A 25,709-nucleotide genomic window follows, 5' to 3' on the forward strand; every position below is an offset into this window, starting at 1 on the left:
GCCGGCATTCGCCGAACGGTTGCTGGTCGGCGGCGCGCCGACCAGAGTCAGTGGCACGTCAACGCACGTGCACGTAGGTGCCGGGCGCCGCCTCCATTGCCGGGTAGTGGCTGTTGCCGATATTCACCTGCGTCTCGCGTTGCGCACCAGCGCGCGCCTGGAGCCATTCCAGCCACTCGCTCCACCAGCTGCCATGGTGTTGTTGGGCATCGTAGTACCAGGCGCGCGGGTCGGAGCTGAGCTTGCTGTTCTCATAGAAATTCGCCTTGGGGTTGCCTGGCGGGTTGAGGATGCTCTGGATGTGTCCGCTGTTGGAAAGGATGAAGCGTCGATTCCCACCGAGCAGCAACGTCGAGCGGTAGACCGTATCCCACGGCGTGATGTGGTCGTTGATCCCGGCCACGCTGAAGCTGTCGACGGTGACTTTCTGCAGGTCGATCGGCGTACCGCAAACCTCCAGGCCACCGGCGCGGGTCAGCGGATTGTGTTTGAACAAGTCCAGCAGATCGCCATGCAGGGCCGCCGGTAGGCGCGTGTTGTCGTTGTTCCAGTAGAGGATGTCGAAGGCCGGCGGCTGCTTGCCGAGCAGGTAGTTGTTGACCCAGTAGTTCCAGATCAAATCGTTGGGACGCATCCAGGCGAAAATCCGCGCCATGTCGCGGCCGTCCAGCACGCCTTGCTGATACGAGCGGCGCTTGGCCGACTCGAGGGTTTGTTCGTCGGCGAACAGCATCGCCGGGCTGTCGATCTGGCTGTCCAGCAGGCTCACGGTGTAGGTCGCGCTGGCGACTTTGCGCAGCTGCCGCTTGGCTTGCAGATGGCCTTGCAGGGCGGCCATGGTCAGGCCGCCGGCGCAGGCGCCCATCAGGTGCACGTCCTTGCTGCCGGTGATCGAGCGGCAGACATCGAGCGCTTCTTCCAGCGCCTGGACATAGCTCGACAGGCCCCACTCACGGTGCCGCGCATCCGGATTTCGCCAGCTGACGATGAACGTCTGGATGCCGCCCTTCAGCGCGTACTGGACGAGGCTCTTCTCCGGGCTGAGGTCGAAGATATAAAACTTGTTGATCTGCGGCGGCACGATCAGCAGCGGCTTGAGGTACTGCTTTTCGCTCAGTGGCCGGTACTGGATCAGCTCCAGCAACTCATTGCGAAACACCACTGAGCCGGCGGTGGTAGCGAGATTCTTGCCGACCTCGAAGGCCTCTTTATTCACCTGGCTGGGCAGACCATGGTTGTGCAAGAGGTCGTCATACAGGTGCCGGGCGCCCTTGAACAGGCTGCTGCCAGCACTATTGAACAGCTCTTTGAGCACCAGCGGATTGAGCAGCGTATTGGACGGCGCCAGGGCGTCGCCGAGCAAGTTGGCGAGGAACTGCGCACGGGCACGGTCGTCGGCGCTCATCTCGCTTTCCGCGATCCATTGGCTGAGTTGTTTCTGCCAGACCAGATAAGCCTGCAGGCTGCGTCGGTAGAACGGGTTGAGCGTCCACGTCGGGTCGGCGAAACGGCTGTCGGTCGGATTGGGCTTATAGGGCGTATCGCCCAGCAGCACGCGGCCGAATTGTTTGCCCAGGGCGAACAGGTGTTTGGCGTTGTGCCGGGGGTGCTTGAGGCTGTGCACGGTGATGCCGCGAATGCTGGAAAACAGATCCCGTCCGCGCAGGCCGACAACGGCGTTTTGGGCGTTCATGAAATGGCTAGAAACAGGGAGGGAAGGCGCAGCTGATTTATCACGCATAGAGCAACACTCCGTGGGCGATCAGAAGAAGGCAACGTCAGTGAGACAAGCAGCAAGGCCTGTACCAATGCGCGCCGGAGGTGCATTCCAGACTGCCGCGCGAGGGATACAGGAGTTACATGAGGCCTCGCGATGGGTCAAGGTTCGAATGCATGCACCGCCGCCGTGCGTCGGCGTTCAGTGGCTGCGCAGTGCTGCCGGTTGCGGGTGCATGACCGCCCGTTGGCGCTCTTCCTGGAGGAATTTCATGATGATCGGTGCCACGGCCTCGGCACGGGTGATGAGGAACAAATGGCCGTCGTCGATCACATGCAGCTCGGCGTTGGGAATCCGCCAGGCGAGCAGGCGCATGTTGATCAGGGGAATCAGCGGATCGTCATCGCCGGCCAGCACCAGGGTCGGTTGCTGGATGCGATGCAACCAATGGATGCTCGTCCAGCCAAAGCCGGCAAACAGCTGCCAGTAATAACCGAGCTTGCCGGAGGAGCGCACCTTGCTGGCATGCGCCAGCGCCAGGCCGCTGTCACGGCGGAAGGCGCCGCCATAGATGTCGGCGGCGATGCGTACACCATACGAGGGCTGGATGTAACGCCGTGGGCTGGCCATGCGCCAGAGCACCCGCGGCTTGCCCGGCACCATCACCGCGCCGGCCGAGGTGGCGGCGAGCACCAGTTTCTTGCAGCGCTCGGGATAGTCATGGGCGAATTGCTGGGCCAGCGCGCCGCCCCAGGACACGCCGATCGCACTGACCTGGCCGATATCCAGATAATCGAGCATGCGCGCCGCCAGCTTGGCCAGGCCCGGAAAGCGATAGGGCGTACCGGGGGTCGACGAACCGCCGACCCCCGGCACGTCGAAGGCAATCACTTCGAGATCCGGATCGAGCGCCTGCACGAACGGAAACACCAGTTCCAGGTTGGCGCCGATCCCGTTGAAGATCAGCAGCGGCGTCAGATGTGGCTTGCCCGGGCGCACCGCGGTGCGGATGCTCAGGCCGTCGAGCTCGATGGTTCGGAAGACAAACGGTTGCGGCATGTTGGAGGCCCCCGGCGAAGGCTTGGCGACAGCGGCACCGTGAGCGGTGCCGGGCGTAGTGGTGCGCCGCGCGGCCTGTTTTTTCAGCGGCGCGGGTGTGGTGTCGGCAAGCTCGCCTGAGTAAGTGGCGCTATCCGTCGCCACTGCTGGGGTTTCAGTTTTCATCGTTCATGCACGTAGGTACCAGGCGCGGCTTCGCCAGCCGGGAAGGATTTGTTGCCGAGGAAGCCCGGCGCCGCTTGCAACTCGCCGGAGCGCTCGGCCATCCAGGCCTGCCAGTGCAGCCACCAGGAGTCCGGTTGCTTGGTCGAGTCGGCCATCCAGGCCTTGGGATCGTGAGGCATCGTGCCGTTACCGGTCATGAAGCGGCCCTTGGGATTGCCCGGCGGGTTGAGGATGCTCTGGATGTGCCCGCTGTTGGAGAGCACGAATTCGATATTGCCACCAAACAGCCGCGCCGAGCGGTAGCAGGACTCCCACGGGGTGATGTGGTCGTTGATCCCGGCCAGACAGTAGATGTCGCACTTGACCTGCTGGAGATCGATCGGCGTGCCGCAGACTTCCAGGGCGTTGGGCCGCGTCAGCGGGTTGGTCTTGAACAGCTCGATCAGATCGCCATGGAAGGTCGCCGGTAGGCGCGTGGTGTCGTTGTTCCAATAGAGGATGTCGAACACCGGTGGCTCATTGCCGAGCAGGTAGTTGTTGACCCAGTAGTTCCAGATCAAGTCGTTGGGGCGCATCCAGGCGAACACCTTAGCCATGTCCTTGCCTTCCAGCACGCCGGCTTGGTAGGAGTGGCGCTTGGCGGCTTCGAGGGTCTGCTCGTTGACGAACAGCGCGACCTGAGTGTCCAGCTGGGTGTCGAGCACGCTGACCAGCAGAGTCACGGCATTCACTTTGTTTTCGCCAGTGGCCGCGTAATGGCCAAGCAGCGCGGCGCAGGTGATGCCGCCGGAGCAGGCGCCGAGCAGATTGAGATCGGGGCTGCCGGTGATCGCCAGCACTACGTCGATGGTTTCCTTGAGCGCCTCGATATAGGTCGACAGGCCCCACTCGCGTTGCGCCTTGGTCGGGTTGCGCCAGCTGATGATGAAGGTCTGCACGCCGTTGCGCAGGTTGAAGCGCGCCAGGCTCTTCTCCTGGGACAGGTCGAAGACGTAGAACTTGTTGATCTGCGGCGGCACCACCAGCAGCGGCCGTGAGTGGACCTGCTCGGTGCTCGGCTGATACTGGATCAGCTCGATCAGGTCGTTGCGGAACACCACCGCGCCCTCGGTCAGCGCGAGGTTCTTGCCGACTTCGAAGGCATCCATGTTCACCTGGCTGGGCATCCCGCCATTGTTCACCAGGTCTTTGGCCAGATGGCCGAGGCCGTCGAGCAGGCTCTTGCCGCCGGTTTCGAAGAAGCGTTTGATCGCCGCCGGGTTGGCCATGCTGTTGCTGGGCGACATCGCCTCGGTGAGCAGATCGAGAACGAAGTGGCCGCGGCGGACATCCTGCTCGTCGAGGTTGCTCTCCTCGATCCAGGCATGCAGTTCTTTGCGCCAGGCCAGGTAGGTCTGTAGATAGCGGCGATACAGCGGATTCTGGCTCCAGGCCGGATCGGCGAAGCGGCGGTCGCCGTCCGACGGTTGCAAGTCGGATTGACCGAGCAGGACGTTCTTCAGTTGCAGGCCGAACTGCGCCACATGCTTGGCGCTATGGAAAGGTTGCTTGATGGCCTGGGCCAACACCATACGGGCAGATGTCAGAATGTCCTTGCTGCGCAAGCCGACCACCGGGTTCAGACCCAGGGTGCTTTCGGAGGCTTGGCGCTGCAAATCCTCGTTGCTCTTGTTGCTCATCTACGACGCTCCATTGTCCTGAAACAAGTACCGGCGGGGCGTCTGTGCGCGCGGACACAAAGCGCGGGCCAGGTACTGCTCGGGTTACCGGGGGCGGAGAGAACTCCGCGTCATGCTCTGCATTCGCCTGAGCAAATGCACGGAACCTGCCAGAACCTTGGTAACCCGAGACGTGATTTTGCGCAAGCCGGGCGTACGGCCGGTCATACGCGAGCGGAGTATGTCGAGGGGATTTAGAAAGCGCGCCCTAACCGGCGAGTTAGAGCATCAGTTTGACGACGGATTCGGAGGGGTCGCGGGACTTGCCGGCCTTGGCCAGTTCAGCCAGGTAATCGGCCCACAGCTGATCCTGGCGTTGCGCCAGTTGCTCGAGGTAATCCCAGGTGAACAGTCCGCTGTCATGCCCGTCGTCGAAGCACAGTTTTAGTGCGTACTGCCCGGCAGGCTCGATCTTACTCAAACCAACGCCCAGCTTGCCGTACTGCAGAATCGGCCGGCCATGGCCCTGCACCTCGGCCGACGGCGAGTGCACGCGGAGAAACTCGGCGGGCAGGATGTAGCACTCGCCTGGGGCATATTCCAGCTCCAGGGTTTTCGAGGTCTTGTGCAGTTTGATGGCGCTGGGGATGCGCATCGTGGGTGGCTCCGGCCTGACGTGGAAGTGAGCTTGCCGGCGCGCACGCCAGCAAGCAGGCTCGCGCCGTTACTTAGAACCTGTTTCGGATCTCGCGAGCTAGAGAAAAACCAGGCGAAAACGGCTGAGGAAGCGGAGTTTACAAGTTGTAAATGAGCATTCCGAAGCCGTTTTCAACGCAGCTTTTCCGACGCGCAGCAGATCCGAGACAGGTTCTTAGAGAATATAGCGCGACAGGTCCTCGTCCTTGGCCAACTCGCCGAGGTGGTTGTTGACGTAGGCGGCGTCGATGCGGATCGGCTTGTCGTCGTGCTGTGCGGCCAGGTCGCCGGCGCTGAACGAGACCTCTTCGAGCAGCCGTTCGAGCAGCGTATGCAGACGCCGTGCGCCGATGTTCTCGGTCTTCTCGTTGACCTGCCAGGCGATCTCGGCGATGCGCTTGATGGCGTCCTCGGCGAACTCGATGGTCAACCCCTCGGTCTGCAGCAGAGCGCTGTACTGCTCGGTCAGCGAGGCGTGCGGCTCGGTGAGAATGCGCTCGAAGTCCTGCGGCGACAGCGCCTTGAGCTCGACGCGGATCGGCAGGCGGCCCTGCAGCTCCGGGACCAGATCGCTCGGCTTGCTAAGGTGGAACGCGCCCGAGGCGATGAACAGGATATGGTCGGTTTTGACCATGCCCAGCTTGGTGTTCACCGTGCAGCCTTCGATCAGCGGCAGCAGGTCGCGCTGTACGCCCTCGCGGGACACATCGGCACCGCCGACATTGCCGCGCTTGGCGACCTTGTCGATCTCATCGATGAACACGATGCCATGTTGCTCCACGGCCTCCAGTGCGCGGGCCTTGAGCTCTTCCTCGTTGACCAGGCGTGCGGCCTCTTCGTCGCGCACCAGTTTCAGCGCGTCGGCGATCTTCAGCTTGCGGTTCTTCTTCTTGCCCTTGCCCATGTTGGCGAACAGGTTCTGCAGCTGGTTGGTCATCTCTTCCATGCCCGGCGGGGCCATGATCTCGACGCCGGCCGGGCTCTCGGCGACTTCGATCTCGATTTCCTTGTCGTCCAGCTGGCCCTCGCGCAGGCGTTTGCGGAACAGCTGGCGGGTGTTGGAGTCGCTGGGCTGCGCGGCTTCCTCGCCGAAGCTGCGCGCCGGCGGCAGCAGCGCATCGAGAATGCGTTCCTCGGCGGCGTCCTCGGCGCGATGGCGGACGCGGACGATTTCCTGTTCGCGCAGCAGCTTGATCGCCGCGTCGGCAAGGTCGCGGATGATCGACTCGACATCGCGGCCGACATAGCCGACCTCGGTGAACTTGGTCGCCTCGACCTTGAGGAACGGCGCATTGGCCAGTTTGGCCAGGCGCCGGGCGATCTCAGTTTTGCCGACCCCGGTCGGGCCGATCATCAGGATGTTCTTCGGTGTCACTTCCTGGCGCAATTCGGCCGGCAATTGCATGCGCCGCCAGCGGTTGCGCAGGGCGATCGCCACGGCGCGCTTGGCGTCGTCCTGGCCGATGATATGGCGGTTGAGTTCGTGGACGATTTCACGGGGGGTCATGGGCATGGGGCTGGCTCGTTAAGGAGGTGGGGCGGCGAGCACTGCGCTCGACCGCCGGAGCAAGCTGGATGACGCCTTATTCGGCGTAGTCCAGCTCCTCGAGTGTCAGGTTCTGGTTGGTGAATACGCAGATGCTGCCGGCGATGTTCAGCGCGGTTTCGGCGATCTCGCGGGCCGACAACTCGGTGTGCATCAGTAGTGCGCGGGCCGCGGCTTGAGCGTAGGGGCCGCCGGAACCCATGGCGATCAGGCCGTCTTCGGGTTCGACCACATCGCCGTTGCCGGTGATGATCAGTGAGGCGTCCTTGTTGGCGACCGCCAGCATGGCTTCCAGGCGACTCAGCGAGCGATCGGTGCGCCACTCTTTGGCCAACTCGACGGCGGCACGCACCAGGTGGCCCTGGTGTTTCTCCAGCTGACCTTCAAAGCGCTCGAACAGCGTGAAGGCATCCGCGGTGGCGCCAGCGAAGCCGGCGATTACCTGGCCGTGGTAGAGGCGCCGGACTTTCTTGGCGTTGCCTTTCATCACGGTGTTGCCGAGGGAAACTTGGCCGTCGCCGCCCATGACGACTTTGCCTTGGCGGCGGACTGAAACGATGGTGGTCAAGAGGTGGATCTCCACGCTACGGGGCGAAATGCCCTAATGAAGAACCATATGGGGGAGTTTTTCCGGCATTTCAACCGGCCGCTTAGTCGTGCGGCTGTAACGTAGGTTGGGCTGAGGTGCGCAGCACCGATGCCCAACGGGCGGTTTGGGTGACGAGTTGGGGTAGGGTTGGTATCGCTCGTTGGGCATCGCTGCGCTCAGCACCAACCTACCCCGGCGCCAACCTACGCCGTCAGCGCGCCTGCCGCTGTTGCAGCAGCAGATTGCTGAAGCCGCTCCCGGCCAACTGCTTCTGCGCCTTGGTGAGCTGCTCGCGGTTGCTGAACGGGCCGACCAGCACGCGGTACCAGGTCTCGTCGCGCACCATGCCCGATTCCAGTTGCACGCTTTGGCCCAGCAGGGCGATCTGCGCGCGGACCTTCTCGGCATCCGGCTGCTTGCGGAACGAGCCGGCCTGCAGGAAGAACTGCGTGCTGGCGGCCTTGACCGCGACGGGCAGGGGCGGCGGCGTTTCGCCTTTGAGCGCGGCTTCGGCGCGCGCTGCATCGGCCTTGGCCAGTTCCTGTGGTGTGGGCGGCGGCGGAGTCTGCTCGGGCACCGCGTCCGGCGGCACGATCACTTCGGACTCCGGCAGCAAGGTATAGAAGTCGTATTTCGGCTTCACCTGGGCGGGCGGCGTGACGCTCGGCGTGGCGCTGGGCGATTTTCCCGGCTGCTTGGCGCTGCCGGACTGCGCGGTTTCCGGTTTGCTGCGCTGGATGTCGTCGCGACCCGGTTCGAGCTTGGTCAGCAACACCAGGAACGCGCCGATCGCCAGTCCGCAGGCCAGCCACACCCAGCCCGGGACGGATTTCTTTGCAGAAGCCTGATAGCGGCTGGCGCCGCGCTTGGGAGCCGCTTTCTTTTTCGTTGCCATAGTCCGTTACATGCGTTCCAAGGTGTTCAGGCCGAGCAGCTGCAGGCCTTGCTGGAGGGTGCGACCGGTCAGCGCGGCGAGGCGCAAGCGGCTCTGCTGTTGCGCCGGGGTCTCGGCGGCCAGGATCGGGCAGTGTTCGTAGAAGCTCGAGAACAGTCCGGCCAAGTCGTACAAATAGGCGCACAGCAGGTGCGGCACGCCCTTGTCGGCGACGCCGTTAAGCACTTCGCCGAACTGCGCCAGGCGCGCGCCGAGGGCGACTTCCTGCTCGGCTTCGAGGACCAGTTGGCCATCGGCCTCGCTAAACTCCTTACCCAGCTTGCGGAACACGCTGGCCACCCGGGTGTAGGCATAGAGCAGGTAGGGTGCGGTGTTGCCCTCGAAGCTGAGCATCTGCTCGAAGTTGAAGCTGTAGTCGCTGGTGCGGTGCTTGGACAGGTCGGCGTACTTCACTGAGGCGATGCCGACCGCGCGGGCGATCTGCCGCAGCTCGGTGTCGTCGAACTCGGGATTCTTGCCCTTGACCAGCGTGTAGGCGCGCTCTTCAGCCTCATCGAGCAGCTCGATGAGCTTCACCGTGCCGCCGTCGCGGGTCTTGAACGGACGGCCATCGGCGCCGTTCATGGTGCCGAAGCCCATGTGTTCCAGTTGCATGGTGGCGGGGACGAAGCCGGCCAGGCGCGCGGCGGCGAAGACCATCTGGAAGTGCAGGGCCTGGCGCTGGTCGACGAAGTACAGCGCGCGGCCGGCGTGCAGCACGTTGGCACGGTAGCGCAGGGCGGCCAGGTCGGTGGTGGCGTATAGGTAGCCGCCGCCAGCCTTCTGCACGATCAGTGGCAGCGGGTTGCCTTCGGCGTTCTTGAACTCGTCCATGAACACGCACTGGGCGCCGTCGCTCTCGCTGAGCAGGCCCTTGGCCTGCAGGTCGGCGATGACCTGGGGCAGGTCGTCGTTATAGGCGCTTTCGCCCTTGACGTCGGCCATGCTCAGCTTGACGCCGAGGCGGTCGTACAGCGTCTGGCAGTGGCTCAGGGAAATGTCGTTGAAGCGGTGCCACAGGCGCAGGCATTCGGTATCGCCGGCCTGCAGCTGCACCACCAGCGCGCGGGCGCGGTCGGCGAATTCGGGCGACTCGTCGAAGCGCTTTTTCGCCGCGCGGTAGAAGCCTTCCAGGTCGGCCAGTTCGGCATCGTTGCCGACCGGCTGTTCCTGCATGTAGGCCAGCAACATGCCGAACTGGGTACCCCAGTCGCCGACGTGGTTCTGGCGGATCACCGTGTCGCCGAGGAACTCCAGGACCCGTGCCACGCCGTCGCCGATGATGGTCGAGCGCAGGTGGCCGACGTGCATCTCCTTGGCCAGGTTCGGCGCGGACAGGTCGACCACCACGCGCTGCACGGCGCCGGCCTTGCGCACGTTCAGCTGGGCGTCGGCGAGGGCGGCGTCGAGGCGCGCGGCCAGCGCACTGGTGTCCTGATAGAAGTTGAGAAAGCCCGGGCCGGCGATTTCCACTTTGCTGATCTGCGCGTCCTGCGGCAGTGCGGCGATCAGTTTCTCGGCCAACTCGCGCGGTTTGGCGCCGGCCGGCTTGGCCAGCATCATGGCGATGTTGCTGGCGAAATCGCCGTGGGTCTTGTCCTTGGTGTTCTCCACCTGGATGGTCGGCGTGAGGCCGGGCGGCAGTACGCCGTCATCGACGAGACGGGTGAGGGCTTGCTGAATCAGCTGGCGAATCGTGTCTTTCATGGTCTGCCCTTTCGGCCGCTGACAGCGCAGGGCGCTGTGGAGCTGGTGGAAAACTGCGCATTATCCGTGGCCATCCCAGGCTTGCCAACCGCTGTGGCAGCGCGCCGCCGGAAGGTTGAGAGCTTAGAACAGGTCGATCGGGTCGACATCCAGCGACCAGCGCACCGAGCGACCGCTGGGCAGTTGCTCCAAGGTCAGCAGCCAACTGGCCAGCAGACGGTGTAGCGGCGCGCGGGCATTGGCCTGCAGCAGCAGTTGCGCGCGGTAGCGCCCGGCGCGGCGCTCCATCGGCGCCGGCACCGGACCAAGCAGTTCGATGCCGCTGAGCCGCAATTGGTTGAGCAATTGTTCGGCGAGGCCGCACGCTTCGTCGAGAAAGCTCTCGGCCTGCCCGGGCTTGTGTGCTTCGGCGCGCAGCAGGGCGAGGTGGGCGAACGGCGGCAGGCCGGCGGAGCGGCGCTCGGCCAGGGCTTGCTCGGCGAAGGCGAAATAGCCCTGCTCGGTGAGCTGCACGAGTAACGGATGGTCGGCCAAGTGGGTCTGGATGATCACCTTGCCGGGCTCTTCGGCGCGCCCAGCCCGTCCGGCGACCTGGACGATCAACTGCGCCATGCGCTCGCTGGCGCGGAAGTCGGCGGAGAACAGGCCGCCATCGGCATCGAGGATCGCCACCAGCGTCACCCGCGGGAAATGGTGACCCTTGGCGAGCATCTGCGTGCCGATCAGGATGCACGGCTCACCGCGCTGGATGGTGGCGAACAATTGGTTCATCGCATCCTTGCGTGAGGTGCTGTCGCGGTCGACACGCAACACCGGGACGTTCGGGAAAAGGATTTCCAGGCGCTCTTCGGCGCGCTCGGTGCCGGCGCCTACCGGGCGCAGATCGAGTTTGTTGCACTGCGGGCAGCTGTGCGGCCGCCGCTCGGCGTAACCGCAGTGATGGCAGCGCAGTTCGTTGCTGCGCTGGTGCACGGTCATCCGCGCATCGCAGCGCGGGCAGCCGGACAGCCAGCCGCAGTCGTGACACAACAAGGTCGGTGCGAAGCCGCGCCGGTTGAGGAACACCAGCACTTGCTGCCCGGCCTCGAGGGTCTGGGCGATTGCTTGCTGCAGGGGCGGCGACATGCCCGAGTCGAGCGGCCGGCTTTTCACGTCCAGACGCAGGAAGCGCGGTTGCTGGGCGCCGCCGGCACGCTGGGTCAGCTTGAGCAGCGCATAGCGTCCGGCGTGAGCGTTGTGCAGGCTTTCCAGCGAGGGGGTCGCCGAGCCGAGGACGATCGGCACGTTGTCCTGCCGCGCGCGCACCAAGGCCAGATCGCGGGCGTGGTAGCGCAGGCCTTCCTGCTGTTTATAGGAAGCGTCGTGTTCCTCGTCGACGATGATCAGCCCCGGATTGCACATCGGGGTGAACAGCGCCGAGCGGGTGCCGATGATGATATCGGCCTCGCCGTCGCGCGCGGCGAGCCAGGCATCCAGGCGCTCGCGGTCGTTGACGTTGGAATGCAGCAGGGCGATGCGCGCATTGAAGCGCTTCTCGAAGCGCGCCAGGGTCTGCGGGCCGAGGTTGATTTCCGGAATCAACACCAGCGCCTGCTTGCCGGCTTCCAGGGTTTCGCGGATCAGCTGCAGGTACACCTCGGTCTTGCCGCTGCCGGTCACTCCGGCGAGCAGGAAGGCGTTGAAGCGGCCGAAGCTGGCGCGGATCGCCGTGGCGGCGCTGGCTTGCTCGGGGTTCAGCGGCAGTTCCGGCTGCGCCAGCCAGTGCGTCGGTGGCTCGCTGCGCGCATGCCGGCGCACCTCGACGCGCAGCAGGCCTTTTTCATGCAGCAATTGCAGGCTGTCGCGGTTGAGCTGCAGCTGGCTGAGTAACTGATGGGGCACGCCATGCGGATGTTGCGCGATGGTCGCCAGCGCCTGGCGCTGGCGCGGCGCACGGCTCAGGCGTGGATCGTCGAGCTGGGCGCCGTCGCTGACATGCCAGAAGCGTTCCTGGCGGGCCTCGGCCGGTTCACCCTGACGCAGCAGCACCGGCAGCGCCCAGCTCAAAGTATCGCCGAGGCTGTGCTGGTAATACTGCGCGGTCCACAGGCACAGCTTGAACAGCGCCGGCGGCAGCGGCGCGCGCGCATCGAGCAATTGCAAGGCTGGCTTGAGCTTGGCGGCGGGTACGTCGCTGCGCTCGTCGAGCTCGATCAGGATGCCGATCATTTCGCGGCGGCCAAACGGCACGCGCAGGCGCATCCCCGGCTGCAGTTGGCCGCGCGAGATGCCGGGCGGCGCACGGTAGTCGAACAGCCGGCGCAGCGGCGAGGGCAGGGCGAGGCGTAGAATGAGCTCGCGCGGATTAGCGTCGGGCACGCGGTGACTCCAGAAGGGACGCGCGATCTTAGCATGGCCGAACGCGACGACCGGCGCAGTGCCCGGCTTGCGTCGCGGCAATGCTCTGGTATTATCCGCCGCCTAATTGCGTGCGGTACCCGACAATGGTGTCGAGTGGCGGCATGCCAGTCCTGAGGAATGCACCATGAAAGCCGATATTCATCCGAATTACGTCGCGATCGAAGCTACCTGCAGCTGCGGTAACGTGATCAAGACCCGCTCCACCCTGGGCAAGAGCCTGAGCCTCGACGTCTGCTCCGAGTGCCACCCGTTCTACACCGGCAAGCAGAAGATGCTCGACACCGGTGGCCGTGTTGACCGCTTCAAGCAGCGTTTCGGCGCCTTCGGCGCTAAGTAAGCCGAATAAGCCGAGAAGGCCCGATGGGTTTTCCCGTGCTGTTGAAAAAGGCGTCCCTAGTGGGCGCCTTTTTTGTTTCTATCGTTCTGTGGTCGTCGTCCTGGGCGGCCTGCCCGCTGCCGGGTGAGCTGCCCAGCTTCGCGGTTCAGCGAGTGGTCGATGGCGACACGCTGAAGCTCAGCGATGGGCGCAGCGTGCGCCTGATCGGAGTGAATGCCCCCGAGCTGGCGCATCACGGACGCACCACCGAGCCTTTCGCCGAGGCGGCGCGTCGGCAGCTGCAGGCGCTGGTAGACGGCAATCAGCAGCGCGTTAGCCTGCGCGTCGGCGAGCAGCCGCGCGATCATTACGGGCGCACCCTGGCGCATGCCTACGATGCGCGCGGGCGCAATTTCGAGGCCGCGTTGCTTGAGGCCGGGCTGGCTTACCAAGTCGCCGTGGCGCCGAATGTCGCGCTGGTCGCCTGTCTGCGGGAAGCCGAGGCGCAGGGGCGACAGGCTGAGCGGGGGATCTGGCGGCAAGCGCCGCTGCGCAGTCCGCAGCAGCTCGAACAGGCGGGGTTCGCGTTGGTCCAGGCGCGGGTGCAGCGCGTCGAGCGCAATCACGGTGGGATCTGGCTGGAAATGGACGGCCCGCTGGTCCTGCATGTGGCACCGAAATTCCTTGATCGCTTCGATGCTCGCGCGCTGCAGGCGCTTGCCGGACGGCGTGTCGAGGCGCGGGGTTGGGTGATTGACCGCAGCCGAAAGGGCGGCGTAAAACCGAAACAGGCACGCTGGATGCTGCCGTTGACTGATGGTGCGATGCTGGAGGTATTGCCGTGAAGCTATCTGTGATGTCCCTGTTGCTGCTGGCGGTTGTTGGCCTTGCGGGCTGCGCCACCAACCCCGCCACCGGGGAAAGCAATTTCGTGATGATGAGCGAGCAACAGGAACTGGATCTGGGCGCGCGCGCCAATCAGGACATCGTCAAGCAATACCCGCGCTATGAAGACGCCAAGCTGCAAGCCTACGTGCAGCAGGTCGGCGAGCGGGTCGCCAAGCATAGCCACCGCAGCAATCTCAACTATGTGTTCACGGTGGTCGATGACGCTGACATCAATGCCTTCGCGTTGCCCGGTGGCTACATCTATATCCACCGCGGCTTGCTCGCCTATCTCAGCTCCGAGGCGGAATTGGCGGCAGTGCTCGGCCATGAAGTGGGGCATGTCACGGCGCGCCATAGCGTGCAGCAGCAGAGTCAGTCGATGGCCTGGAATGTCCTTGGTCAGGCCGTGGCGATCGGCACCGGCGTCGGCGCGGCGGGCGATCTGACCAATGTACTGGGGACTGCCATGGTGCGCGGTTATGGCCGTGACATGGAGCTGCAGGCTGATGGTTTGGGTGCGCAATATCTGGCGCGCAGTGGCTATGACCCGCAGGCGATGGTCGAAGTGGTCAAGGTCCTCAAGAGCCAGGAGGATTTCGCTCGCGATCAAGCCGCCAAGCGTGGCGAGACGCAGCCGACTGGCGGCTATCACGGCGTGTTCGACACCCATCCGGATAACGACCGGCGCTTGCAGCAAGTCGTCGGCCCGGCCCGGGCGTTGGCGGGCGGCCGGCAGGAAACCAATCGTGAGGTCTTCCTTCAGCGCCTGGAGGGACTGCCTTTCGGCGATTCGCAATCGACCGGCATACGCCGCGGGCAAAATTTCTACCACGCCGATCTGGGCTTTACTCTCAGCGTTCCGCCAGGTTGGTCGATGGACAATCGCCCCGATACGTTGGTCGGCCAGAGCGCCGACCGTCAGGCGCTGCTCGCCATGACCCTGGATCGCGCGGCGCAGACTCCCGAGGCGTTCTTGCGTGCGCGGTTGGGTGGTCGTCAACTTGCCCAGCCCGAGGCCTTGCAGCAAAACGGTTTGCAGGGCTACACCGGGGTGCTCGCCGGCCAGCCGGCGAGACGGGTTGCGGTGATTTTCAAGGATCGGCACGCCTTCTTGTTCGTTGCTGCGGTGAAGAGTGGTGCGTCGCTGGAAAGTGAGGACGCGCACTTCCTGCAGACCATCAAGAGCTTCCGCTCGCTGCGCGCGGATGAGCAAAAACTCGCGCAGCCGATGCGGTTGCATCTGGTCAAGGCTGGGGGCGGCAAAACCCTGGCGGATCTGGCGAAAAGCAGTCCGCTGCCAAAAGACGCAGAAGTCACTTTGCGTCTGCTTAACCATCTCTATCCGAGCGGCGAACTACGCCCGGGTGACTGGCTTAAAGTGGTTCGTTAGGGCTATTGACTTGGCGGCCTGATCTGTCTTGTCGGCCTCTGGCATCTTGCGTATGCTCGGCCGCCTGTTTGTTTCAACAGCACAAAAAAGCGGGATTGCCATTATGTCTGATCTGAAAACTGCCGCTCTCGACTATCACGCTCACCCGCGCCCGGGGAAGCTGAGCGTCGAGCTGACCAAACCCACCGCCACTGCCCGTGATCTGTCGCTGGCCTATAGCCCGGGTGTGGCTGAACCGGTACGTGAAATTGCTCGCGACCCCGAGCTGGCCTTCAAGTACACGGGCAAGGGTAATCTGGTTGCAGTGATTTCCGATGGCACTGCGATTCTTGGTCTCGGCAATCTCGGCCCGCTGGCCTCCAAGCCAGTTATGGAAGGCAAGGGCGTGCTGTTCAAGCGTTTCGCCGGTGTCGACGTGTTCGATATCGAAGTCGACGCCGAGAGCCCGCAAGCGTTCATCGATACGGTCAAGCGCATCTCCATTACCTTCGGTGGCATCAATCTGGAAGACATCAAGGCGCCGGAGTGCTTCGAGATTGAGCGTGCGCTGATTGAGCAGTGCGATATCCCGGTGTTCCACGATGACCAGCACGGTACGGCGATCGTTACTGCGGCCGGCATGCTCAATGCGCTGGAAATCGTCGGCAAGCCGCTGGCCGATGCCAAGGTGGTTTGCCTGGGCGCTGGCGCCGCAGCGATCTCCTGCATGAAGTTGCTGGTCAGCATGGGCGCGAGCATCGAAAACATCTTTATGGTCGACCGCAAGGGCGTAATCCACGCCGGCCGCGACGATCTCAATCAGTACAAGGCGGTGTTCGCCCACGAAACCGACAAGCGCACCCTGGCCGATGCGCTCGACGGTGCCGACGTATTCGTCGGCCTGTCCGGGGCCAACCTGCTGAGCGCCGAGAACCTGCAGCGCATGGCGGCCGATCCGATCGTCTTCGCCTGCTCGAACCCGGACCCGGAAATCAAGCCGGAGCTGGCTCGTGCAACCCGCAGCGACGTGATCATGGCCACCGGCCGTTCGGATTACCCGAACCAGGTCAACAACGTGCTGGGCTTCCCCTTCATCTTCCGCGGCGCGCTGGATGTGCGTGCGACGCGTATCAATGAGGAGATGAAAATCGCCGCCGCCCTGGCGCTGCGTGACCTGGCCAAGCAGCCGGTACCGCAGGAGGTTTGCGATGCCTACGGTGGCATTAAGTTGGAGTTTGGTCGCGAATACATCATCCCTAAACCGATGGATGTTCGCTTGATCAACGTGGTGTGCGATGCGGTCGCCAAAGCCGCTATCGAAAGTGGCGTGGCGACGTTGCCGTACCCTGCGCACTATCCGTTGAGCTCGGTGGACGATGTGTTCAAGGGTTAAGCTGTTGAGCTGATCAATAAAAAAGCCCCGCGAATGCTGGGCTTTTTTATTGGCGACGATTCCGCGCGGTCAGAACAGATCGATTGGAGCTGCCTCGTCTGCCGGCAGAGGGCTGCCCGGCACGCCAACGCCTGGATCGAGTTCGCTCATCGGCGGTGGCGAGTCTTCGCTCTTGAACAGCTCGAAGTAAGCATTCGGCGTTCCCGGGGTTGCCGCCCGTCCGCTGAGTGGATCGACGCGCAAGGTCAGCAGGCCGTCCGGCTCGCTCGGCGGGTGCTCGGGTTTGTCCTTGAGGGCCGCGCTCATATAGGTCATCCAAATCGGCAGGGCGATGGTGCCACCAAACTCGTGGCGTCCGAGGCTTTCTGGCTGATCGAAGCCGACCCATACGGTGGTGAGGTAGTCCGCGTTGTAGCCGGAGAACCAGCTGTCTTTGGATTCATTGGTGGTGCCGGTTTTGCCGGCCAGATCGGCACGGCCCATGGCCATAGCCCGGCGGCCGGTGCCGCGCTTGATCACATCCTGGAGCATGCTGGTCATGATGTAAGCGGTGCGCGCATCGAGAATGCGTTCGGCCACGGCTGGCTGCGGGCTGGTGCTGTCCGTCGTCGCCACCGGTTGCGGAGTGACGACCGTTTGCGGGGTCATGGGCTGGCTGGTGGTGAGTGCCTCATTAGGTACGCTGGGCGGGTTGGCAATAAACAGCGAGTCGCCGTTGCGGTTGCTGATGCGATCGACCAAATAAGGCTGGACCTTGTAGCCGCCATTGGCGAACGCACTCCAACCGCCGGCAATCTCCAATGGCGTCAGGTTCGCGGTGCCTAAGGCCAGAGACAAGTTGCGCGGCAATTCCTGCTTGTTGAAGCCGAAATGGCTGACGTAATTCAGCGCATATTCGATGCCGATCGCTTGCAACAAACGGATGGAAACCAGGTTGCGCGACTTGTAGAGCGCCTCGCGCAACCGGATCGGGCCGAGGAATGTGTTGTTGTCATTCTTTGGGCGCCAGACCTGATCCAGATACTCGTCGACGAACACGATGGGCGCATCGTTCACCAGGGTGGCGGCGGTGTAGCCACGATCCAGCGCGGCGCTATAGATGAAGGGCTTGAAGCTGGAGCCTGGCTGGCGCTTGGCTTGCGCGGCGCGATTGTAATTGCTCTGTTCGAAGGAGAAGCCGCCAACCAGCGCGCGAATGGCTCCGTTCTGCGGGTCGAGGGAGACCAGCGCGCTTTGTGCTGCAGGTATCTGGCTGAATAGCAGGGTACCGCCATCCTGGCGCTGCACGCGGATCAGATCTCCGATCTGCACCACATCCGCTGGCTGTTGCGGCCGCGGCCCGAGGCTGTTGGTGTTAAGGAATGGGCGCGCCCATTTCATACTCTCCCACGTGACCGTTTCCTCTTGTCCGCTGCGAGTCAGGACCAGAATGCCGCTCTTCTCAACTTGGGTGACGATTGCTGGCTCAAGGCCGCCAATGTATTTGCTCTTGGCCAGCTCCAGCTGCCAGGTTTCCTTGGTCATTCCCGGTAGGCGCGTTTCCGGCCCTCGGTAGCCATGGCGTTGGTCGTAGCTGAGTAGACCTTGGCGCACCGCGACATTGGCCGCTTCCTGCAGCTGACTGGGTACCGTAGTGGTGACATGGAAGCCTTCGGTGTAGGCCTCGCTGCCATAGCGGCCGACCATCTCGGCTCGCGCCATCTCGGCGACATACGGCGCGACAAGTTCTGGTGTTGGCACATGGTAGCTGGCGTTGATCGGTTCGTTCAGCGCGGCTTGATAGCGCGCCTCGTCGATCTTGCCGAGCTTGTACATGCGCCCGAGAATCCAGTCGCGGCGCTCTTTGCTGCGAGTCGGGTTGACGAGTGGATTGAAGCGCGAGGGGGCCTTGGGCAAGCCAGCGATCATCGCCATCTGCGCGAGGCTGACATCACGGATGGATTTGCCGTAATACACTTGCGCCGCTGCCTCGATGCCGTAGGCGCGATTACCCAAATAGATTTTATTGACGTACAACTCGAGAATTTCGTCTTTGCTCAGCTCGCGCTCGATTTGCAGGGCGAGCAAGATCTCGCTGATCTTGCGCGAAAAGCTGCGCTCGCTGGTAAGGAAGTAGTTCTTCGCCACCTGCATGGTGATCGTGCTGCCGCCGGTTTGAATCTGTCCGCTCTTCAATAATTGCGTGGCGGCGCGCATCAGGCTGCTTAAATCGACGCCATAATGATTTGCGAAATTATCATCCTCGGCAGACAGTAGCGCCTTGATGAAATCTGGTGGAATATCGGCGAAGCGAATAGGGGAGCGGCGCATCTCGCCGAACTCGGCGATTAGCTTGGCATCGCTGCTGTAGACCCGGAGGGGGATCTGTAGCTGAATGCTGCGTAGCGAGTCCACGGAGGGGAGACCGGGGCTCAAATAAAGGTAGGCGCCGCTGAAACTGAGCAGCAGCCCGCAAAAAACAGTGACGCAGAGCCACCAGAAGAGTTTCAGCAGGCGCATCAAGGCTTGTGGATTTCCAGATAAAAGAATGGGTTAAGCGCAGGGTAAAGCTAAAAGAGAAAAATCGTTCACATTATAAGCGCTTTTTTTTCGGCGTAGCTATTTGCGCTTGTGTCAAGACTGTTATTTAATGTGAAAAAACATAAATAGTCCGTAAGTCGCGGATGTCAATAGGAAAAACGGTCGTGCTAGGGCTCTTCAATAAGAAAGCGAATACGCTTCTGGGGATAGATATCAGTTCGACCTCAGTCAAGCTCTTGGAATTGAGTCGCTCGGGAAGCCGCTACAAAGTAGAGGCTTACGCCGTCGAGCCCCTCCCACCTAACGCCGTGGTTGAGAAGAACATTGTCGAGCTGGAGGGGGTCGGTCAGGCGCTGGCCCGTGTTCTCGCCAAAGCCAAAACTGGCGTAAAGACGGTCGCAGTGGCTGTTGCGGGCTCGGCTGTCATTACAAAGACCATCGAGATGGAAGCCGGTCTCTCCGACGATGAGCTGGAAAACCAGCTGAAGATCGAAGCCGATCAATACATTCCTTACCCGCTGGAAGAAGTCGCGATCGATTTCGAAGTGCAGAGAGCTTCAGCGCGGAACGCTGATCGAGTGGACGTATTGCTCGCGGCATGCCGAAAGGAAAATGTCGAGGTGCGCGAAGCTGCCTTGGCGCTGTCGGGGATGACTGCGAAGGTAGTTGACGTCGAGGCGTACGCCTTGGAGCGTGCCTACGGGTTACTCGCCCCGCAGTTTGGCAATGGTCATGACGAAATGACCGTCGCGGTAGTCGATATCGGCGCAACCATGACCACGCTGAGCGTGCTGCACAATGGGCGCACTATATATACCCGCGAACAGTTGTTTGGCGGCAAGCAGTTGACCGATGAAATCCAGCGCCGTTACGGCTTATCGGTTGAAGAGGCGGGGCTTGCCAAAAAACAGGGTGGTTTACCGGATGATTATGAAGGTGAAGTGCTGCAGCCGTTTAAAGAGGCCGTAGTGCAACAGGTTTCGCGATCGCTGCAGTTTTTCTTCGCAGCCGGTCAATTCAACGATGTCGACTACATCCTCTTGGCTGGTGGTACGGCTTCTATTCCTGATTTGGATCGCCTGATTCAGCAAAAAATTGGGACTCAGACTTTAGTGGCTAATCCATTTGCCGATATGGCCTTAAGCAGCAGAGTTAACGCTGGCGCTCTGGCTAGCGACGCTCCGGCACTAATGATTGCGTGTGGGCTGGCCATGAGGAGTTTTGACTGATGGCGCGCATTAACCTTCTGCCTTGGCGCGAACAACTGCGCGAGGAGCGTAAGCAGCGATTTCTAGCGACCTTAGCCGGCGTTTTAGTGGTGGCCGCAGGTCTTGTTTTTCTCGGTGACCAATATTTGAACTCGGCTATTGAGCAGCAAAATGCTCGGAACGATTTCATTCGCAAGGAAAATGCCGTTTTGGATGCGCGGATAAAAGAAATTAGCGAATTGAAAACACGTCGCCAGCAGTTGCTTGAGCGAATGAAGATTATTCAAGACTTGCAGGGTAATCGACCAATTATCGGGCGTGTATTTGATCAGTTGGCGCGTACTTTACCTGATGGCGTTTATTTTACCTCCCTCGGTATGAAAGAAAAAAACATAGCTATTGATGGCGCGGCAGAATCCAATAACCGTGTCTCAAATTTAATGCGCAATTTAGATGCCTCGGATTGGTTGCAGGCGCCAAATCTCACCGCCGTCAAGGCGGTCACGGCCGGGGCCTTGGATCAGGCCAATGTGTTTCAGTTGACCGTGCAGCAGACGCAACCTTCAGTTGAAGTAGATGGGGTCAAAAAATGAGCTTTTCCGACTCTCTCGAAAGTATTCGAAAAATTGATTTAAATGATTTGGATCTGAATAACTTAGGCTCTTGGCCGGTACCAGTAAAAGCCATTGCCTGTGTTCTTTTGTTAGTCCTCGTTTTGGCGCTTGGTTATAACTTTCATCTAAAAGATCTTGAAGCTCAGTTGGATCAGCAGCGCGCTGAGGAAGTCACCTTAAAAGAGCAGTTCTCCAATAAGGCGTTCCAGGCAGCAAATTTGGAAGCGTATAAGGAGCAGATGAAGGAAATGGAGGTTTCTTTTGGTGCGCTTTTGCGGCAGCTGCCAAGTGATACTGAAGTTCCAGGCCTGCTTGAGGATATTACGCGGACTGGTTTGGGTAGTGGTCTGGAGTTTGAAGAGATCAAGCTTTTGCCTGAGGCTGCGCAGCAGTTCTATATTGAGCTACCTATCCAGATTTCTGTGATCGGGGCTTATCATGATTTAGCAACATTCGTCAGTGGCGTCGCTAGCCTGCCGCGTATCGTTACTTTGCATGATTTTGAAATTAAGCCGGTTAGCGCGGATAGTTCGACGAAATTGCGTATGACGATTTTGGCAAAAACCTATCGCTATAACGATAAGGGGCTACAGAAGTGAAGAGCTCCCATATTGCTTTCTATAGTTTAATGTTTTTGGGGCTGGCTGGGTGCGGCTCTGGCAGTGACTTCGCTGATTTGCAAGGCTACATGGATGAAGTTCGTGCTCGCCCCAAGGGTTCGATTGAGCCCCTGCCTAAGTTTCAGCCTTATGAAGCGTTTACCTACAGCGCCGCGGCCTTGCGCAGTCCATTTCAGCCGCCTATAAAAATAGATCTGATCAGTCGTTCGAAGGGCTCAAGGGATATTAAGCCTGACGAAACACGGGTAAGGCAGTTTTTAGAAGGTTTCAATATAGAAGTCTTCGAAATGGTAGGCACTCTTTCAAACAATGGAGGGATGTTTGCTTTGGTTAACGGCGCTGGAGGGGTTCACCGAATCAAGGTTGGTGATTACTTGGGGCGTAACAATGGTCGCATCGTTGCGATCGATGAGGCGAAAGTAGATGTGCTCGAAATAGTCCCGGACGGTGAGGGTGGCTGGCTGGAACGACCACGAAGTCTATCTCTCAAAGAGCGCTCTTAAGTTTGGGGTGGGGAAATGAAAAATAATTACCGGTCTGCAAAACGGAAACTTATAATGAACGGCTCTATTTCGCGCCTCTGTATTTCTTTTTTGGCGGTATTTTTATCGCCAATCGCAATGGCTGCAAATCTTGAAGCGCTAGATGTTGCAGCGTTGCCGGGAGATCGTGTCGAGTTAAAGTTAGCTTTTGACGCTCCTGTAGCGGCTCCGCGGGGCTATACGATTGAGCAACCGGCGCGAATCGCTCTGGACCTTCCTGGGGTAAAAAATGGGTTGGGCGCAAAGAATCGTGAGTTAGGTGTCGGTAACGCGCGCAGCATCACCGTGGTTGAAGCCAAAGACCGGACCCGTTTAATTATCAACCTCGCTACTTTGGCCCCGTATAGCACTAGGGCCGAAGGCAATACTTTATATGTGGTCGTCGGTGAAGGCTCCGCTGCTTCTGCGCCGGCGGCAAGTATCCCCGCCGCCTCCCCAGTAGCGGCAAAAAAGACTTATGCGTCAATAGGTCGGGCGATCAGTAATATAGATTTTCAACGCGGCGAGCAGGGCGAGGGCAATGTGGTTATCGAGCTTTCCGATCCATCGGTAAGCCCAGACATTCAGGAGCAAGGTGGCAAAATCCGATTGGATTTCGTGCGAACGCAGTTGCCAGAAAATCTCCGCGTTCGCTTGGACGTTAAGGATTTTGCTACTCCAGTTCAGTTCGTGAGTGCTGCCGGTACTGGCGATAAGGCAAGTATCACTATTGAGCCGAGCGGTTTCTATGACTACCTGGCTTATCAGACTGATAACAAATTGACCATAAGTATCAAGCCGTTGACCCAGCAAGATGTCGAAAAGCGAAAAAATGAAAGCTTTGCCTACAACGGCGAAAAGCTATCGCTCAACTTTCAAGATATCGATGTCCGCTCAGTCCTTCAGTTGATTGCTGATTTTACCGATTTGAACCTCGTCGCCAGCGACACTGTCCAGGGCAATATTACTTTGCGCTTGCAGAATGTCCCGTGGGACCAGGCCCTGGATCTAGTACTTAAGACAAAAGGTTTGGATAAACGCAAGGTCGGAAACGTTCTTCTGGTTGCACCGGCTGATGAAATAGCCGCCCGCGAAAGACAGGAATTAGAATCGCAGAAGCAAATTGCTGAATTGGCCCCTCTTCGTCGAGAGCTTATTCAAGTTAACTATGCTAAAGCGACAGATATATCGAAGTTGTTTCAATCGGTAACAAGCGGCGATGCAAGTAAAGATGAGCGTGGTTCGATTACTGTTGATGATCGCACCAATAGCATCATCGCGTATCAAACTCAGGATAAGCTCGACGAGTTGCGGCGGATCGTTTCGCAGTTGGATATTCCGGTTCGTCAGGTAATGATTGAGGCGCGCATCGTTGAGGCGAATGTTGATTATGACAAATCGCTTGGTGTCGAATGGCGTGGGGTTGGCATTGGTGACAATAATTGGGTGGTCGGCGGCTCGAACAGCTTGCTCAGCGCCAATCCGGCGCGGAGTCCGTTGACCAATGCCGGAACCTTCGTAGATATGGGCGCGAATGCGGCGACTTCTGGCCTGAACTTGGGGTTCATCACTGATAACACCATTCTTGATTTGGAGTTGTCGGCAATGGAAAAAACCGGTAACGGTGAGATTGTGTCGCAACCAAAAGTTGTTACATCGGACAAGGAAACAGCGAAGATCCTTAAAGGAGCTGAGGTTCCGTATCAGGAGGCCAGCTCCAGTGGTGCTACTAGTACTTCCTTCAAGGAGGCGGCGCTTTCGTTGGAAGTGACCCCGCAAATCACTCCTGATAACCGTGTCATTATGGAAGTGAAAGTTACCAAGGATGAACCGGACTTCGCTAATGCACTGAATGGCGTTCCGCCAATCAAGAAGAACGAAGTTAATGCAAAGGTTCTAGTCAGCGACGGCGAAACCATAGTCATCGGTGGGGTGTTCTCCAACACTCAAACCAAATCTGTGGATAAAGTTCCATTCCTTGGGGATCTACCCTTCCTTGGGCGTCTATTCAAGCGGGATACTGTTACCGATAGAAAATCTGAACTGTTGGTGTTCTTGACGCCGCGGATCATGAATAACCAGGCCATCGCAGTGAGCCGTTAATTTTGTGCAGAATTTGATTTTGATTGGCCCGATGGGCGCTGGAAAAAGCACCATCGGGCGCCTGTTGGCCAAAGAGCTCCGATTGCCCTTCAAAGATTCCGATAAGGAAATTGAGCAGCGAACCGGGGCAAACATTCCTTGGATTTTTGATGTAGAAGGCGAGCAGGGTTTTCGGGAGCGAGAGCATGCCGTTCTGGTTGAACTCTGCGAGCAGGATGGCGTTGTTTTGGCTACTGGTGGGGGAGCGGTATTGCGGCAGGACAACCGCGATGCCCTGTATGCAGGTGGCCGTGTTGTCTATCTGCATACTTCGGTGGAGCAGCAGATTGACCGCACCTCTCGGGATCGCAATCGACCTCTTTTGCGAACTGGAGATCCGGGGCGAGTGCTCCGTGAGCTGATGGCAATCCGTGATCCGTTGTACCGCGAAATTGCAGATATTATCATCGAGACCGATGAGCGCCCGCCTCGCATGGTTGTCCAGGAAATCCTCGAACGTCTCCAGGCGCTTCCGCCGCGTTAAAGCCGCGGCGGAATTGCGTTATCCTAGTGCCCTTTTTAGCGCGGGGGCCGCATGCAAACTCTTCAAGTCGAGCTTGGCGAACGAAGCTATCCGATTTATATCGGAGCGCAGCTGTTGGCCCAGGCTGAACTGCTCACCCAGCATATCTCTGGGCACCAAGTCGCCATCGTAACCAACGAAACGGTAGCTCCTCTTTACCTCGGCAAGCTCACGAAGGCATTGCAAGGTTTTGAGTTGGCGACTGTGGTTCTGCCTGATGGTGAAGCGTTCAAAAATTGGGAAACCCTGCAGTTGATTTTTGACGGGTTACTGAGCGCGCGCCACGAGCGAAGCACAACTGTAATTGCCTTGGGTGGCGGGGTAGTTGGAGATATGGCTGGCTTTGCGGCTGCGTGCTATCAGCGTGGTGTCGATTTCATCCAGGTCCCGACTACGCTGCTGTCGCAGGTTGATTCGTCGGTGGGGGGTAAAACCGGTATTAATCACCCGCAGGGCAAGAACATGATCGGCGCGTTCTATCAGCCGAAGGCTGTGCTGATCGATACCGCGAGTCTGATTAGCCTGCCGCCGCGCGAGCTGTCGGCCGGGCTAGCTGAAGTCATCAAATACGGTCTGATTTGTGACGAGCCGTTCCTTGCCTGGCTGGAAAGCAATATCGAATCGCTGCGTGCGCTTGATCAGCAGGCGTTGAGCGTGGCAATCGAGCGCTCATGTGCTGCCAAGGCCCAGGTTGTCGGAGTGGATGAGCGTGAGTCGGGATTGCGCGCGATTCTGAATCTTGGCCATACCTTTGGTCATGCCATCGAAACCCACCAGGGCTATGGCGTTTGGCTGCATGGCGAGGCGGTGGCGGCCGGAACCGTGATGGCGCTGGAAATGTCTAGGCGTTTGGGTTGGATTACCGCTGCTGAGCGTGATCGGGCGGTTCGTTTGTTCCAGCGAGCGGGACTGCCGGTGGTGCCGCCGGAAGAAATGGTTCCGGAAGACTTCCTCAAACACATGGCGGTAGACAAGAAGGTGCAGGGTGGGCGTTTGCGTCTGGTACTGCTCCGCCAGATCGGGGATGCCATCGTCACTGGCGACTTCCCTCGCGAAATTCTAGATGCCACCTTGGCTACGGATTACCGTGCGCTGGTGGCTCAGCTTTGAAAATTAATTGAGAA

At 60.3% G+C, this 25,709-nt stretch carries 21 protein-coding genes; 11 read left to right on the forward strand and 10 right to left on the reverse strand.

Annotation, left to right across the window (positions count from 1 at the left end):
• Nucleotides 1-58 precede the first annotated feature (58 nt).
• The 9 genes from phaC (NVV93_RS02265) to NVV93_RS02305 all read right to left on the reverse strand — a co-directional run bounded on the left by phaC (NVV93_RS02265) (nucleotide 59) and on the right by NVV93_RS02305 (nucleotide 12,429).
• Nucleotides 59-1,741: a class II poly(R)-hydroxyalkanoic acid synthase gene (phaC, locus tag NVV93_RS02265; protein ID WP_258252841.1), complete on the reverse strand. Its 1,683-nt coding sequence runs from the start codon at nucleotides 1,739-1,741 to the stop codon at nucleotides 59-61.
• A 177-nt stretch (nucleotides 1,742-1,918) separates the two neighbouring features.
• Nucleotides 1,919-2,776 (reverse strand): poly(3-hydroxyalkanoate) depolymerase, encoded by an 858-nt coding sequence (phaZ, locus tag NVV93_RS02270; RefSeq protein WP_258254268.1) that lies wholly within the window; start codon nucleotides 2,774-2,776, stop codon nucleotides 1,919-1,921.
• 161 nt (nucleotides 2,777-2,937) lie between these two features.
• Nucleotides 2,938-4,620, reverse strand: coding sequence for a class II poly(R)-hydroxyalkanoic acid synthase (phaC, locus tag NVV93_RS02275; RefSeq protein WP_258252842.1), 1,683 nt, complete (start codon nucleotides 4,618-4,620; stop codon nucleotides 2,938-2,940).
• 259 nt (nucleotides 4,621-4,879) lie between these two features.
• On the reverse strand, nucleotides 4,880-5,254 hold the full coding sequence (locus NVV93_RS02280; protein WP_258252843.1) for a DUF971 domain-containing protein: 375 nt from the start codon (nucleotides 5,252-5,254) through the stop codon (nucleotides 4,880-4,882).
• A gap of 216 nt (nucleotides 5,255-5,470) precedes the next feature.
• Nucleotides 5,471-6,808 (reverse strand): ATP-dependent protease ATPase subunit HslU, encoded by a 1,338-nt coding sequence (gene hslU / locus NVV93_RS02285; RefSeq protein ID WP_258252844.1) that lies wholly within the window; start codon nucleotides 6,806-6,808, stop codon nucleotides 5,471-5,473.
• Nucleotides 6,809-6,878: 70 nt separating this feature from the next.
• Nucleotides 6,879-7,409 carry an ATP-dependent protease subunit HslV gene (hslV, locus tag NVV93_RS02290; RefSeq protein ID WP_258252845.1) on the reverse strand — a complete coding sequence of 177 codons (531 nt, stop codon included), beginning with the start codon at nucleotides 7,407-7,409 and terminating at the stop codon, nucleotides 6,879-6,881.
• A 232-nt stretch (nucleotides 7,410-7,641) separates the two neighbouring features.
• The gene (locus NVV93_RS02295; protein WP_258252846.1) at nucleotides 7,642-8,325 is read right to left on the reverse strand and encodes an SPOR domain-containing protein; all 684 of its coding nucleotides are present in this window, start codon (nucleotides 8,323-8,325) and stop codon (nucleotides 7,642-7,644) included.
• Between the two features lie 6 nt (nucleotides 8,326-8,331).
• Nucleotides 8,332-10,071 carry an arginine--tRNA ligase gene (argS, locus tag NVV93_RS02300; RefSeq protein WP_258252847.1) on the reverse strand — a complete coding sequence of 580 codons (1,740 nt, stop codon included), beginning with the start codon at nucleotides 10,069-10,071 and terminating at the stop codon, nucleotides 8,332-8,334.
• A gap of 123 nt (nucleotides 10,072-10,194) precedes the next feature.
• The gene (locus NVV93_RS02305) at nucleotides 10,195-12,429 is read right to left on the reverse strand and encodes a primosomal protein N' (protein WP_258252848.1); all 2,235 of its coding nucleotides are present in this window, start codon (nucleotides 12,427-12,429) and stop codon (nucleotides 10,195-10,197) included.
• Nucleotides 12,430-12,595: 166 nt separating this feature from the next.
• Between NVV93_RS02305 and rpmE the strand changes: the two genes are divergently transcribed.
• The 4 genes from rpmE (at nucleotide 12,596) to NVV93_RS02325 (ending at nucleotide 16,437) form a co-directional block, all read left to right on the forward strand.
• Nucleotides 12,596-12,808 carry a 50S ribosomal protein L31 gene (gene rpmE / locus NVV93_RS02310; protein ID WP_258252849.1) on the forward strand — a complete coding sequence of 71 codons (213 nt, stop codon included), beginning with the start codon at nucleotides 12,596-12,598 and terminating at the stop codon, nucleotides 12,806-12,808.
• A gap of 23 nt (nucleotides 12,809-12,831) precedes the next feature.
• Nucleotides 12,832-13,632, forward strand: a complete 801-nt coding sequence (locus tag NVV93_RS02315) for a thermonuclease family protein (RefSeq protein WP_258252850.1) — start codon at nucleotides 12,832-12,834, stop codon at nucleotides 13,630-13,632.
• The gene (locus tag NVV93_RS02320; RefSeq protein ID WP_258252851.1) at nucleotides 13,629-15,065 is read left to right on the forward strand and encodes a M48 family metalloprotease; all 1,437 of its coding nucleotides are present in this window, start codon (nucleotides 13,629-13,631) and stop codon (nucleotides 15,063-15,065) included. The genes NVV93_RS02315 and NVV93_RS02320 overlap by 4 nt, the downstream gene beginning before the upstream one ends.
• A gap of 103 nt (nucleotides 15,066-15,168) precedes the next feature.
• Nucleotides 15,169-16,437, forward strand: a complete 1,269-nt coding sequence (locus NVV93_RS02325) for a malic enzyme-like NAD(P)-binding protein (RefSeq protein ID WP_258252852.1) — start codon at nucleotides 15,169-15,171, stop codon at nucleotides 16,435-16,437.
• Nucleotides 16,438-16,506: 69 nt separating this feature from the next.
• On the opposite strand, the gene NVV93_RS02330 is transcribed toward NVV93_RS02325, so the two are convergent.
• On the reverse strand, nucleotides 16,507-18,936 hold the full coding sequence (locus tag NVV93_RS02330) for a penicillin-binding protein 1A (RefSeq protein ID WP_258252853.1): 2,430 nt from the start codon (nucleotides 18,934-18,936) through the stop codon (nucleotides 16,507-16,509).
• A 185-nt stretch (nucleotides 18,937-19,121) separates the two neighbouring features.
• Here NVV93_RS02330 and NVV93_RS02335 point away from each other — a divergent pair, with 185 nt between their 5' ends.
• Genes NVV93_RS02335 through aroB form a run of 7 tightly spaced genes read left to right on the forward strand, consistent with a single transcriptional unit; the run spans nucleotide 19,122 to nucleotide 25,695 of the window.
• A complete protein-coding gene (locus NVV93_RS02335) occupies nucleotides 19,122-20,186 on the forward strand; it encodes a pilus assembly protein PilM (protein ID WP_258252854.1) in 1,065 nt (354 codons plus the stop codon).
• Nucleotides 20,186-20,758: a type 4a pilus biogenesis protein PilN gene (pilN, locus tag NVV93_RS02340; protein WP_258252855.1), complete on the forward strand. Its 573-nt coding sequence runs from the start codon at nucleotides 20,186-20,188 to the stop codon at nucleotides 20,756-20,758. Before NVV93_RS02335 ends, pilN begins: the two co-directional genes overlap by 1 nt.
• Nucleotides 20,755-21,378, forward strand: a complete 624-nt coding sequence (gene pilO / locus NVV93_RS02345; protein ID WP_258252856.1) for a type 4a pilus biogenesis protein PilO — start codon at nucleotides 20,755-20,757, stop codon at nucleotides 21,376-21,378. The genes pilN and pilO overlap by 4 nt, the downstream gene beginning before the upstream one ends.
• 29 nt (nucleotides 21,379-21,407) lie before the next feature.
• A complete protein-coding gene (pilP, locus tag NVV93_RS02350) occupies nucleotides 21,408-21,902 on the forward strand; it encodes a type 4a pilus biogenesis lipoprotein PilP (RefSeq protein WP_258254269.1) in 495 nt (164 codons plus the stop codon).
• 54 nt (nucleotides 21,903-21,956) lie between these two features.
• Nucleotides 21,957-24,023 (forward strand): type IV pilus secretin PilQ, encoded by a 2,067-nt coding sequence (pilQ, locus tag NVV93_RS02355; protein ID WP_258252857.1) that lies wholly within the window; start codon nucleotides 21,957-21,959, stop codon nucleotides 24,021-24,023.
• A gap of 4 nt (nucleotides 24,024-24,027) precedes the next feature.
• Nucleotides 24,028-24,546, forward strand: a complete 519-nt coding sequence (gene aroK, locus NVV93_RS02360) for a shikimate kinase AroK (RefSeq protein ID WP_258252858.1) — start codon at nucleotides 24,028-24,030, stop codon at nucleotides 24,544-24,546.
• A 51-nt stretch (nucleotides 24,547-24,597) separates the two neighbouring features.
• Nucleotides 24,598-25,695, forward strand: a complete 1,098-nt coding sequence (gene aroB / locus NVV93_RS02365) for a 3-dehydroquinate synthase (protein ID WP_258252859.1) — start codon at nucleotides 24,598-24,600, stop codon at nucleotides 25,693-25,695.
• Nucleotides 25,696-25,709 lie beyond the last annotated feature (14 nt).

The organism is Pseudomonas sp. LS44 (assembly GCF_024730785.1).
GTDB lineage: Bacteria > Pseudomonadota > Gammaproteobacteria > Pseudomonadales > Pseudomonadaceae > Aquipseudomonas.

Bases quoted from the DNA above. Each gene is read 5' to 3' on its own strand.
- pilQ (WP_258252857.1), top strand. From the start codon at position 21,957: ATGAACGGCTCTATTTCGCGCCTCTGTATTTCTTTTTTGGCGGTATTT.
- NVV93_RS02325 (WP_258252852.1), top strand. From the start codon at position 15,169: ATGTCTGATCTGAAAACTGCCGCTCTCGACTATCACGCTCACCCGCGC.
- phaC (WP_258252842.1), bottom strand. From the start codon at position 4,620: ATGAGCAACAAGAGCAACGAGGATTTGCAGCGCCAAGCCTCCGAAAGC.
- NVV93_RS02280 (WP_258252843.1), bottom strand. From the start codon at position 5,254: ATGCGCATCCCCAGCGCCATCAAACTGCACAAGACCTCGAAAACCCTG.
- phaZ (WP_258254268.1), bottom strand. From the start codon at position 2,776: ATGCCGCAACCGTTTGTCTTCCGAACCATCGAGCTCGACGGCCTGAGC.
- NVV93_RS02330 (WP_258252853.1), bottom strand. From the start codon at position 18,936: ATGCGCCTGCTGAAACTCTTCTGGTGGCTCTGCGTCACTGTTTTTTGC.
- NVV93_RS02315 (WP_258252850.1), top strand. From the start codon at position 12,832: ATGGGTTTTCCCGTGCTGTTGAAAAAGGCGTCCCTAGTGGGCGCCTTT.
- pilO (WP_258252856.1), top strand. From the start codon at position 20,755: ATGAGCTTTTCCGACTCTCTCGAAAGTATTCGAAAAATTGATTTAAAT.
- hslU (WP_258252844.1), bottom strand. From the start codon at position 6,808: ATGCCCATGACCCCCCGTGAAATCGTCCACGAACTCAACCGCCATATC.
- pilP (WP_258254269.1), top strand. From the start codon at position 21,408: ATGTTTTTGGGGCTGGCTGGGTGCGGCTCTGGCAGTGACTTCGCTGAT.
- NVV93_RS02295 (WP_258252846.1), bottom strand. From the start codon at position 8,325: ATGGCAACGAAAAAGAAAGCGGCTCCCAAGCGCGGCGCCAGCCGCTAT.
- aroB (WP_258252859.1), top strand. From the start codon at position 24,598: ATGCAAACTCTTCAAGTCGAGCTTGGCGAACGAAGCTATCCGATTTAT.
- pilN (WP_258252855.1), top strand. From the start codon at position 20,186: ATGGCGCGCATTAACCTTCTGCCTTGGCGCGAACAACTGCGCGAGGAG.
- argS (WP_258252847.1), bottom strand. From the start codon at position 10,071: ATGAAAGACACGATTCGCCAGCTGATTCAGCAAGCCCTCACCCGTCTC.
- rpmE (WP_258252849.1), top strand. From the start codon at position 12,596: ATGAAAGCCGATATTCATCCGAATTACGTCGCGATCGAAGCTACCTGC.
- phaC (WP_258252841.1), bottom strand. From the start codon at position 1,741: ATGCGTGATAAATCAGCTGCGCCTTCCCTCCCTGTTTCTAGCCATTTC.